The organism is Sulfitobacter sp. L-8 (assembly GCF_056859255.1).
Genome location: NZ_JBSXOD010000019.1, coordinates 1 through 10889 on the forward strand (window position 1 = coordinate 1; position 10889 = coordinate 10889).

Genomic DNA, 10889 nt, shown 5'->3' on the forward strand with positions numbered 1-10889 from the left:
GGGTGCGATTACGGTGCTTCATGGCCAGACCAATTTGCAGGGTTTTCAACGCGATAGTATAAAACACTGCAGAAAAAGGCTATTAAAATCACCACTTAATCATTCGTTATCAATGTCTTGATGGTTGTTCAGGGCGGACAAATTAGCGGAATCAAAGGGGAGCAGGTTACGGGCAAATGCCAAGCGCGGTGAAGCCATTTAGGATCCCAGTCCAAATTTGGATTTCCGCCACCGTCAGTCGACGTGACGAACAACAAATTGACGCTCAATGGGTGGTTCAACAATTGGGCTCAGCCAATGGGATGAACGGCCTTTGACCTGCCCCCAGATGCTGACGAACCTGGTGTGATTTTTCGCCGTGTCGCGCTATCGCATTATGATCACCGGATCAGGAGAAGAATTCTCATCTGTGCGGCAGATCATCTGTTGGCATCACCGGATCAGATTTTATAGTTTGCGGCCGCCTCAAGATAGGGAGAAAAATCGCACGGCTACGCCTGAAGGCGAACGCCATCACAATCGTTGATATAAAATAGGCTAAAACAGTCGCAATCGCAGCTCCGACGCCAGCATAAAGCGGAATTAGCAATGCGTTGAGAACAATGTTTACTGACAGTCCGGCTAGTTCCATCTTCACGAAGTCATAGCGAATGTTGTAGGCGACGAAAAGTTTAGTGCTGAGGTGCCGGATAAAGATGAAAGGAATTGTAAAGGCTGCCACAAGCATAGAAGTTAAAGAAGCCGTATATTCGGCCCCAAATAGAAGAGGTGTGAGCGGGCGAACAGCAAACACCACCAATAGTAGCGCGGCGAAGGAAAACAGAAGTAGTTGGCCATATATGCGACGGCAAAGAACTGATATATCGCCATTTGCATCCTTCATTACGAGAGCAAGTATCGCAGGAAAGGCCGCAGAAGTAATTGCATAGGGAATAATTTGAACGGCGTTCAGCATTTGCGGCACCAGTGCATATTCTCCGACCGTTCGCGCGTCCCAAAAGTAGCGTAACATCATCATGTCGATGTTCATGTAGGTCGCGGCGACTATAGTGGCGAAAAAAAGCGGCGCACCACTCTTAAAGAGTTCCCCCGCAATCGATCGATCAAAAGCCCAACTTCGTATCGGCGCTCCCTTATGATGCGCAAACAGGGCGAAGCAGACGATCGTTTCAGTGACAAAATAAAGAATATGCGCGCTAGCCATGGCCAAGATTGACAAATCGGACGCGACAACGGCGACCTTGGCCACAAGAGAAACGATTGTCGCAATGATCCTAACGCGGAACAGGGATCGGAAATCTTCTCGTGCCTTGAACCAAGGCCCCAGCACGGTCGTAACGCTGGACAGCGCAAAAACAGATGCGCTCAATATCAGAATCTGCAACTCTTTCTGGCTACCATCGATCGACGCAACAACGATCAAGAAAACTACCGCGAAACTGATCACATTGGCCACAGCCTTGATGAGAATTGCAGTTCCGATGATCTTCCCATCCGCCCCGTCCGATTTTACGAAACTGCGTACCAGTAGGGAGTCCATGCCCAACTGACCGGCTGCCAAACCAAGCCCAATAGATGCGAAAATGAACGCGAAGATGCCGAAATTGACAGGTCCCATGAAACGCGCCACAAGAAATGTGGTGAGCAATCCCATAAGAGCTGCGACAACTCTTTCGGACGCCAGCCAATAAACCCCAGTGTGAAGACTCCCCATGACTTCACTGAGCATCCTGCAAGTTCATCATTCCATCACGTACAGGAATCTATCCCGCTCTGCCTTAACAAACGAACGATCGATTTTTTCGGGAACGACGAACGCGGACTGTCTCGCGTTCCTGCGCGCTGACGGAACAAATTCCTCGGCCACCTGAAAGTGGGGACGGCCGATATAGTCGTCAAACAGGATCGTCGTGCCTGGCCGGGCCCGCAAAAGGCTTGTCAGGAAACACGCTATTCGCAATCTGCCATCGACGAGGACCAAATCACTTGTTTGGTCCGCCTTCCATGGCCCTTCGACGTAGTCGATGAACTTTCTACGTCTGCTATAGTCCATAGGCCGCCCCCAATCGCCCAAAGGGCCAAGATCAACGTGAACTGGTGTAACGCCTTCCGTGCGGTTTATTGATGACTGGACATGGCGAAGCCAGTCTGCGCTGGTATCGACACTTATTATGTCCAGCGATGTATTATTCGCTGTCCAGATGGTGCTTGCCCCACACCCATACTCGGCATAGGATCCTGCCTTCGCGACCAGATCGAGAAAGATGTCGTCATGCCCGTCGAAAAGTTTGCCACGCTTTGGTAAGGCTTGGCTCCAACGCACGATTGCAGGCACAAACGGCGGCGTTACAAGCTTTGCTGCCTGACGAAACGAAATTTTCATACTACTTGTCCAATGTGTTGTCAGTGAAGGCGCGGCTTGAGCCAGCGGATGACGGTTCTATGTGGCAGTTAATGATATCCGCGAAATGGCATTTCAACCGGGTCGGGTCGGCGCGAACTTGGTCAAAAAATGAGTTTATACAATGTTGAAAGGTGCTCTGGGGAGCAAGTAGGTGGTCGAAATCGATCGAACGGGTCCCCCCCGCCGCAACGCCGCAACTCGTTCGTTCGAGAAGGGCCGCGTAATGTTCGAGGACCGGGCCGAAATAGGCGATCGACAATCCAGCGGCAAGATAGTCGAGAGACTTTGACGGAAACGCCGGTCCGTCAAAGCCCGGATGCAACGAGACAAGTCCAATATCATCTTCCGCCAAGGACCGGGCTAGTTGATCCTTCGACATGTGTCCGCGATGATGAACGGTGAGGTTTCGCAAGTCGGCGGGCGGCTCAAATGGATCACGACTGTAGATATGAAGATTTGCCTTCTCGTTCAACATCGCGTCGAGGGACGCCACAGTTTCCAGCAGCCCCCGCGTTTCATTGATCTGGCCCGCGAAGGCAAATCGCAAGGGGCCAGCCGCATTCGTGCTTCTCGTGGTGCGCGCGACGGGAGCCGAGGGCACATACCAGAACGGAATTACCCGTGCCCGCGCGAGAATCGGAGAGGACAGGAAGTCACCTGTCTGGACAATCAAGTGGTCCGACAACCGGAGTGCCAGCCCCTCGATTGTGTCAGCAATCAATCGGCGCAGACGCCTGTTATAGCGGCGACCGTGGATCATGACGGGGTAAAGATCCCACACAAAGGCGATGACTGGACGGCGCAGCAATTTCGCCAGAAAAATTGCACCGACCGAAAACCCTAGCGGAGTATGGACGACCAAGGCATCGGATCGCCGCAACATAGACAGGAGTCCCAGTCGATGGCTGACCGTCTGGACCTGCAATTCGGGCGCCAACGCAGACACGATGGAAGCAGTCAATCGCCCCTCGTTGGTGTCCGTCTGCGCCGTGGAGTAGAGGGTGATCCGGCCAGTCATCGCTTTTCCCCAGTGATCCACTTAACCAGCTTCCGTGAGATCCGACGCAATTTGTCGGGGATGGCATGCCGCACCCCGAACAGTCCGACGCGGAGGCTATCGGACCATATCAGATCGGACTGGTATACCATTTGCCGGATACTCGCGCACCCCGATAGATCAAGCAGCCGACTGGCATCGTATGTATGCAAATCCTTGCCCGAAGCCGCCCGCGCCACGTTTTCGTCATGGGGCCGATAAAGCAGGCCATAGCTTCGCACAGGAGCAAGATCCACAGGTCGCCCGGTGACGAACCGGCACCCTGCGGGAATTTGGCGGCGGGTCGCATAGAGATCGAGCAACAGGGGTGTCCCATCCTCGTCTGCCAACCCGCTCCGCTCAAAAAACGCGTCGTAATGGATTGCAGCGGCATCGTCAGGCTGAGGCAGGTCATATTCATGATGGGACCCCGAGGCCAAAGGCACCTGAAACAGGAAGGACGGGCGTGGGTTATGCGTTCCGACATCCGAACAATTGCTTGAATGCGACACATAGGGGTAGAGCCAGGTGCGTCCAGTCTGAACGGTGAACTTCATGTGGTATTTCTTCCACGACGTTTCGGGCCAGGAATAGATACGCCCCGGCATATCCGCCTCATCCGATAGCGGCGACGGCGCGGAACGATACCAGTCGCGGAACGACCGCCACATGGAGGCCGTCCAGCACTGGCCCCATGATTGCGTGCTTTGCAAAAAATACCCATCAAACCTAGACGGTGCGGGGGTGAAAGGGAGCGGCACCATCTCGTTGATCGCGGGCGCATAAAGCGAGATACCCGCAACCCGGTCATCCGTGCCCACAGCAGCGACGGCCTGAGTAGTAAAGTGATAGAAATTCACTCCGATGATAAGGTCATCTTCCAGCACGATAACACCGTCATGCTCCAGCGCCACATCTCCGCATTGCAGAATATGCTCCCGGAGACCCTGACGCTCATCGAAGGCACGGATCGTCTTGGACCCAAACGGCCAATCAAACGCCTTAGCCTGCGCGATGAGGTCGGCCTGGACGTCACTGCGGTCGATGCTGATCACCAGAGGAACAGGGTGATCAGGATAGGTCGCTAAACTGAGCGATTCCAGAATACGCTGCAGAGACGACGGACGGTTGTAGCAGGCGATGACTATGGCGATATTTTGCGATGAGGATGCCATCAGATCAACCTTCCGCCAAGAGAACTATCGGCTGGCTGCATTCCGCTAGCCATCAGGGGATGCGAGCCTACCAGGCTGTGGGGCTCAATGAAATATAGACCAATCAAAATCGCCCAAATGCCCGCAAAACGCGGCTCATAGATCCCCACATTCAAGGAGAAGCCAAGGAAAATTGGCAAAAGAAACACTGCATGGATCAATGGTTTTTTAAGCGAAACCGGAAAGAAGGTAAACAAGAAAATTATATAGGCGGGAAGGCCAAACCCAAGAAAAATATAAAGGTGCCCGATATGGGGGCGAAACTCCATAGAATTCCAAATAATTGTCGCACCCTCTCCAACCAATAATGCGCTTAGAACCTTCTCGTTGTCCCCAAGGATCTCAAATTTTGCAAATCGACTTTCTGCGGAGCCTTCGGCAACGCGTTGAAGCGCAAGCTGGACCACTATATTGTCCTGAACAAGTAGAAAGGTAACAAAAGAAATAAGCAGAAACAAGAAAATGAGCCCCACCCTAAAGGCAAGCCGTGTTCCCATGCTACCGGGCAATTTTGCATTCAAAGCATACATGATGGTTACCAACGTGAATGCAAAAATACCGGTCACGCTCATAGATGCTGCGATGGAGGGGCACGCCAGAAGCAGAATTCCAATATTTTGGATAATCTTTCCCGACTGACGAAAGACAACAAAAGCGACTACGGCTGCCATGATGCATGCGAAGTTGTTGGGATCACTGAGTGTTCCTGTAAAACGCGTATGGGTATTCAGAAATCCAATCTCGATTGTATCCCCAGATAACGTCCAAAAAGAACGGATACTAAAATACTGAGAAGGGGATATAAAGAAAATAATAGCAAGGACGGATTTGAAGACTATATAAGCCTTCATAACCAGAAGAGAAAATTCTTTGTTTTCGTCCCAAAAAGATAGGGTATTTCTATTCGACGTTATCATCAATGTTATAATTGCCATGAAGCATAAGATACCTCCATTTATGAAATTCGGAACAAAATACACGCTTGATGACTGTGCTGAGAAAGCTAAGAAACGCATGAATGATAAAATCACCAATGCTATCAAGCTAGTTATTAAAATAAAATATCGTGTGTTGGCGCGCCTTAACGATATGATTGGCCAAATGATCGCCGCAATTACTCCGAACGTAACTGGCAATCCGGGAGGATATGGGAAAAAAAGGACATCCAATAGGATGAACCTAAATACCAGATCAGAGGTGGAGCTTTTGCCAAACCGCAATAGCTGATGGGAATTCGCAACTGCCATTAGCCTCGGCTAGCCTCGAGCTGGTATTTCAGATTTGGCGTCTTCGACAAAAGTAGGGCGCAGCGAGCCAAAGTGTGGGTCACAATCATTACCCGCCCAAAACCGGTAGCAGGTGACGCGCTCGCAGGAGGCAATTTACCCACCCCCCCGCATATACCTGACAAAGCTCCATCCCGCGCTTCCTTTCCAGTTGCATTCTTTCGCATGGCAGTTTCTCTTTCTCGCTTCCGCCATGGTCGACACAGGCCATTTGGATGGAGACTCATAGGGCTCCAAAAGGCTCGATAAGCACCTCTGCCATCAGGATCAATCTCTTTCTGCGTCACCCTATACTACACCCCTATCGGGTACTTTCTCAAACGGTATTCAGCCGAATGCCATCCCATTGATTGCTCAGGCGCGCTGTGCCCAAGATAAGGCTAACCACCCTCTCTGACGTATTGGTAACACAGTAGTCGGCGGGCACAGGATGAGACAGATCTGCCGCCTCACGCTCGCCGAAGAATTGAACAGCGGCTTTGACACCGTCTTCGATCGCCTCTTGGTTAACGCCAGTCATCATGATGCAGCCCACATCGAGGCCTTCCGGACGCTCGATCGCGTCGCGCGGCGTGATGGCAGGAAACCCGAGGATGGACGCTTCTTCTGCGATCGTACCACTGTCTGAAATGGCGCAGAAGGCCTGCATCTGGAGCCTGTTGTAGTCGTGGAAACCAAAAGGTTTCATGTCTTGGATGCGTTTATCAAACTTCAGCCCCAACGCATCTAGTCGCGTGCGGGTGCGAGGATGTGTGGACAATATAAGTGGCACTTCATGTGCGGCGACCAACGCGTTCAGCGCACCAACCAGGATGGCCAGTCGGCCCGGATGATCCACGTTTTCCTCACGATGCAGGGATGCGATAAAATACTTTCGAGCTGTCAGCCCCAACCGCGTTAACGCGTCAGATGTCTCGATCTGCGGACGGTAGTGTTCCAAAACTTCACGCATCGGCGATCCGGTCAGATATATGCGGCGATGCTGGATACCTTCTGACAGCAGGTGCCGCCGCGCGTGCTCGGTATAGACCAGATTGAAGTCTGAAATGTGATCCACCAGCTTGCGATTGGTCTCCTCGGGTACGTTTCGGTCGAACGACCTGTTGCCTGCCTCCATGTGGTAGACTGGGATTTTCATCCGCCGCGCCATGATCGCCGAGATCGCTGAATTGGTGTCACCCAGAACCACAACCGCGTCGGGCCGTTCTTCTGACAGCACCTTCTCACTTTCCGACAGGATCTTGCCAAGCGTCTCGCCCAGCGTCCCGCCGCCAGTGCCGAGAAAATGGTCAGGCTTACGCACGCTGAGGTCGTCAAAGAACACCTCGTTCAGCTCATAGTCCCAGTTTTGGCCAGTATGTACAATGACATGGTCGGCGAAATCGTCTAGCCGAGCCATCACGCGTGACAGACGAATGATCTCAGGCCGTGTGCCGAGAATGGTCATGACCTTGAGGCGTTTCATTTCAATACCTTATCAGCAAAAGTGTCCGGGTTGGCCGGATCGAGCAAATCATGGGTCCAGAACAAAGTAAGAAGATCGCCCTCGCCAACATTCTCGATAGAATGGGTGTGCAACGTCGGCATGTCGACTGACGCTGGCGCGTCGCCAGAAACCCTGTATTCCCAGACCTCGTCGCTCAACACCTTGCGGATTCGGATCATCGCCTCACCCTGGACGACGAGGAAGCGTTCGACCTTTGTTAGGTGGAAATGATCGCCTCGAGTCACTCCGGGCTTGGTGGTTGATAGGAAGGTCTGGCCACCACCCCCGCCTTTGACCGCTTCGAATAAGGTACCGCGAGCATCCGTATTCAGCTTCAACGCACGCGGAAACCCGCTCGGATAGAGAGCTGCGCGATAGCTGTTGAAAAGTGCGGTCGTGAAAGGATCGCCGAGATCCGGATAGATGTTGGCTTGATAGTTGGCGTGGAAATGCTGCAGGCGTGCGAAGATGTCGGTAACGGCGAGGTCACGCGGCTCGGGCCGTAGGGTGCCGGTGGTGCGATTGATGACCGCGTCCAGCGCCGCCTGTGCAGCGGTGCCAGCATGCAACAAAGAGACACGCCCGTCAGGGTTGATATCCGGCGTCTCCCCCGCAATCACCGCCTCAATGAAGGTCGCTGTCACGTTATTATATCGGGGGCGCGCGCACTCACCGAAGATATGCGGCAGCACCATGTCAGTGTACCCGCCCCCGACTTGTGATAGCCTCTCTCCAGCAATACGTTTTGAGCGCCCATAGGGCGTGTCACTCGAGGCGTGCGTCGAGTTCGCGTAGATAATGTGAGGCATTACCCCGGCAGTTTTGCAGGCATCTGCCAACCGGGAAGCGATTGCAGGATTTGCCGCCTCGACCTCTTCGTCAGGCGCCCGATTGACGCCAGCGAAGTGAAGCACGGCCTGCGCACCGTTAACCGCGGACTGCAAGGTAGCGTCGTCCTCAAAAGCGGCGTGATCGAGCGCAACAATCTCGAACGGCGCCGGCTCTCCCTTGAACGTTGCGGCACAATTGGCCGCATGTAGCCGCGCGTGCGCATGCCAGCCGATGAGGCCTTTCGCACCGGTGATGACAATCTGGTTCATTGCGGGCCGTTCCAACTCTTTAGTTCCTTCTGGACCTCGGGCAGGGTCAGCAAGAGCTCTTTAACACCGGCAACATTCAGTTGCTCCGTGTTATGCGAGTGGTAATCTTCTCTCTGTTTTGTCTCGACTTCGCCTTCAGAGAAGTAGGGTTTGTAGTTTAGATCACGCATGTCGAGCATTATCCTATAGTAGTCGCCCATATCCACTGAGCTGCCGAGTTCCTGCGCGCTTGCCAGGGTCTCGTAAAGCTTTTCAGCGTGGCGCCAGCCGATCACGTCTACCGGGTGGTCAGGGACGCTGAACAACTCTTTCAAAGCAGTGACCAAATCCGCGATCGTTGACGCTGGAGCCTTCTTGATGAACAGATCGCCCTGGTTGGCGTTCTGGAAAGCATGGTGAACCAAGTCCACGCTATACCGGAGGGGCATCAGGAAGCGAGTCATTGTAGGTTCTGTGATGGTAATCGGCATACCTGATTTGATTTGGCGCACGAAAAGCGGAATGGCCGATCCGCGCGAGTACATGACGTTGCCATAGCGAACGGCCGAAATAATTGTGTCCCCATCCGGGCCTATGACCCTCGCCGCAGCCTGAGCTGTCTTTTCCATCAGTGCCTTTGTCATGCCCATAGCGTTGACCGGAAATACGGCCTTGTCGGTCGAGAGACATACGACACTCTGAACATTCAACGCTATTGCGGATCGAATGACATTTTCCGACCCGATGACATTCGTCAGCACAGCCTCATGGGGAAAGAACTCACAGCTCGGAACTTGCTTGAGCGCGGCCGCATGAAAAATTGCATCCACGCCTAGAACCGCACGATCAACTGCACCGCGGTCTCGCACATCTCCGATGTAGTAGCGAACCCGATCATCTCGCAGCTCGTTTCTGAGCGCGTCTTGCTTTTCTTCGTCACGCGAAATGATCCGGACTTCCTGAATGCCGTCATCAAGAAGATCTCGCAGCATGGTCTTTCCAAATGAGCCGGTACCGCCAGTGATCAAAACACAAGTCGGTTTTTCTCGTTTGTTAATTGTCATTTTATTTTCCTAGAGGTCATCCGGTTGCAGTGCGGGGTGGAACAAGGCAGCTACGTGATCATCTTTAACATGCGCTTGGCACTTTGGAGATTTCCGTCGAATATCTAATTCGAGCGCTTTGATTTCATTCCTAAGCGCCTCGTACTCTTCCATTTTACGGGTAAGAAACGCACGCGTAAGCGCCGCTCTGTGAGCGATACCTTTCGGCGTCAAAACATATGCATATCGCCGCTTGTCTTCCGAGGCTGTAGAGTTCCCCAACTTTACAAGTCCCTTATCAACGAGTGCGCTTAACACGTAATGCATGCCACCAACGCTGACCCCGGCTGCTCTTGCCAGCTCGCGCTGAGACATTTCAGGGTTTTCCTGATGAAGGCGAAGGACGCGAAAATACGTATCCTCCTGCAGCTTGCTACGCTTGCTTGTCATTTGGTAATTTTCCTAGTCTACCGCACAAGGCCTGATCATAGCTGCATCGTATATGGGAGTGAGCACAAAGGATCGCCTCACATTGTTCAATTTTGAGCGGTAGCAAGTGTTCAACGGTCGTACAAGTTAAAACTTTGAATGGCAGTGAGGTTGATTGACCGGAAATTTACGCAGCATGTTCGATGTCAGCCGGGGGACTTCTTAAAAGTTCTGCACGTATGTCTAGAAGGTCTCCGTAAACCATTGCACCGATGTGCTCTCAGGTTTCAGGTTAGCATCCCGCAAGCGTGAAACTGGACCATTCACCGGGAGAACATTGGGCAAAGTATGTCACGAAGTTCTCCTGAACCCTATTCCTTCAAAAGCCGTGGATTTACACCTGCATGCACCCTGTAGGCTAACCCTTGTTGATCGACCAGGCATTTCACCCCTGAAACCACCTCTTCCGTGCGCTTCAAGTACCGATATGCGTTTTCCTTGAAGAGTGCTGTCGCAATCTCCTTGACCGCATTGCGGATTGGCTCTGACACCCGGCTCTGGCCTGTCCACATGTCCGTGATCGAAGCTGACCGATAACCAATGGCATCATTGACCAGCTCACGGCGCACAGGCAGGAAGTTATCCTGACCGAAGATCTCTGCTGCATCATCCTTGATCCGTGTGCCCATGGTTCCCCATGCGTCGCGGATGACCGGATCCTTCATGTCCCTGGAGGCCACGTTGACATACTCATCGCCCCTGCCCTTCTCAACATCAGCAGCATAGCTTTCCTGTAGGGTCTCGATCAGCGTCCTGTTGAACTCATGCGCTGCTTCTTCTTCGAGCAGACGGCCAGCCCACACACCCAGCATCCGGCCCATATGGGTATCCTTCTGCAGACCCATGGTCATC

At 52.8% G+C, this 10889-nt stretch carries 11 protein-coding genes; 1 reads left to right on the forward strand and 10 read right to left on the reverse strand.

Annotated elements, in window-relative coordinates:
* Window positions 1-403: 403 nt before the first annotated feature.
* From AC13DE_RS01155 to AC13DE_RS01175, 5 genes are read right to left on the reverse strand one after another with little or no spacing between them, the layout of a single operon-like run.
* The gene (locus AC13DE_RS01155; RefSeq protein ID WP_483046747.1) at window positions 404-1729 is read right to left on the reverse strand and encodes a flippase; all 1326 of its coding nucleotides are present in this window, start codon (window positions 1727-1729) and stop codon (window positions 404-406) included.
* Window positions 1730-1741: 12 nt separating this feature from the next.
* Entirely contained in the window at window positions 1742-2383 is a 642-nt protein-coding gene (locus AC13DE_RS01160; RefSeq protein ID WP_483046748.1) for a hypothetical protein, read from the reverse strand.
* Between the two features lies 1 nt (window position 2384).
* Complete coding sequence (locus AC13DE_RS01165; protein ID WP_483046749.1) at window positions 2385-3422, reverse strand: glycosyltransferase family protein; 1038 nt, start codon at window positions 3420-3422, stop codon at window positions 2385-2387.
* Window positions 3419-4615 (reverse strand): hypothetical protein, encoded by a 1197-nt coding sequence (locus AC13DE_RS01170; RefSeq protein WP_483046750.1) that lies wholly within the window; start codon window positions 4613-4615, stop codon window positions 3419-3421. The genes AC13DE_RS01165 and AC13DE_RS01170 overlap by 4 nt, the downstream gene beginning before the upstream one ends.
* Window positions 4615-5589, reverse strand: coding sequence for a hypothetical protein (locus AC13DE_RS01175; protein ID WP_483046751.1), 975 nt, complete (start codon window positions 5587-5589; stop codon window positions 4615-4617). The genes AC13DE_RS01170 and AC13DE_RS01175 overlap by 1 nt, the downstream gene beginning before the upstream one ends.
* On the opposite strand from AC13DE_RS01175, the gene AC13DE_RS01180 reads away from it, so the two are divergent.
* A complete protein-coding gene (locus AC13DE_RS01180) occupies window positions 5588-5881 on the forward strand; it encodes a hypothetical protein (RefSeq protein WP_483046752.1) in 294 nt (97 codons plus the stop codon). The two genes, AC13DE_RS01175 and AC13DE_RS01180, sit on opposite strands and share 2 nt — an antisense overlap.
* Window positions 5882-6256: 375 nt before the next feature.
* On the opposite strand, the gene wecB is transcribed toward AC13DE_RS01180, so the two are convergent.
* The 5 genes from wecB to AC13DE_RS01205 all read right to left on the reverse strand — a co-directional run.
* Window positions 6257-7405: a non-hydrolyzing UDP-N-acetylglucosamine 2-epimerase gene (gene wecB / locus AC13DE_RS01185; RefSeq protein WP_483046753.1), complete on the reverse strand. Its 1149-nt coding sequence runs from the start codon at window positions 7403-7405 to the stop codon at window positions 6257-6259.
* Complete coding sequence (locus tag AC13DE_RS01190; protein ID WP_483046754.1) at window positions 7402-8526, reverse strand: polysaccharide biosynthesis C-terminal domain-containing protein; 1125 nt, start codon at window positions 8524-8526, stop codon at window positions 7402-7404. Before AC13DE_RS01190 ends, wecB begins: the two co-directional genes overlap by 4 nt.
* Window positions 8523-9569, reverse strand: coding sequence for an SDR family NAD(P)-dependent oxidoreductase (locus AC13DE_RS01195; RefSeq protein WP_483046755.1), 1047 nt, complete (start codon window positions 9567-9569; stop codon window positions 8523-8525). Before AC13DE_RS01195 ends, AC13DE_RS01190 begins: the two co-directional genes overlap by 4 nt.
* A 9-nt stretch (window positions 9570-9578) precedes the next feature.
* Complete coding sequence (locus AC13DE_RS01200; protein ID WP_483046756.1) at window positions 9579-9998, reverse strand: MarR family EPS-associated transcriptional regulator; 420 nt, start codon at window positions 9996-9998, stop codon at window positions 9579-9581.
* A 350-nt stretch (window positions 9999-10348) separates the two neighbouring features.
* A partial coding sequence (locus AC13DE_RS01205; RefSeq protein WP_483046757.1) for a hypothetical protein occupies window positions 10349-10889 on the reverse strand: 541 nt, incomplete at its 5' end.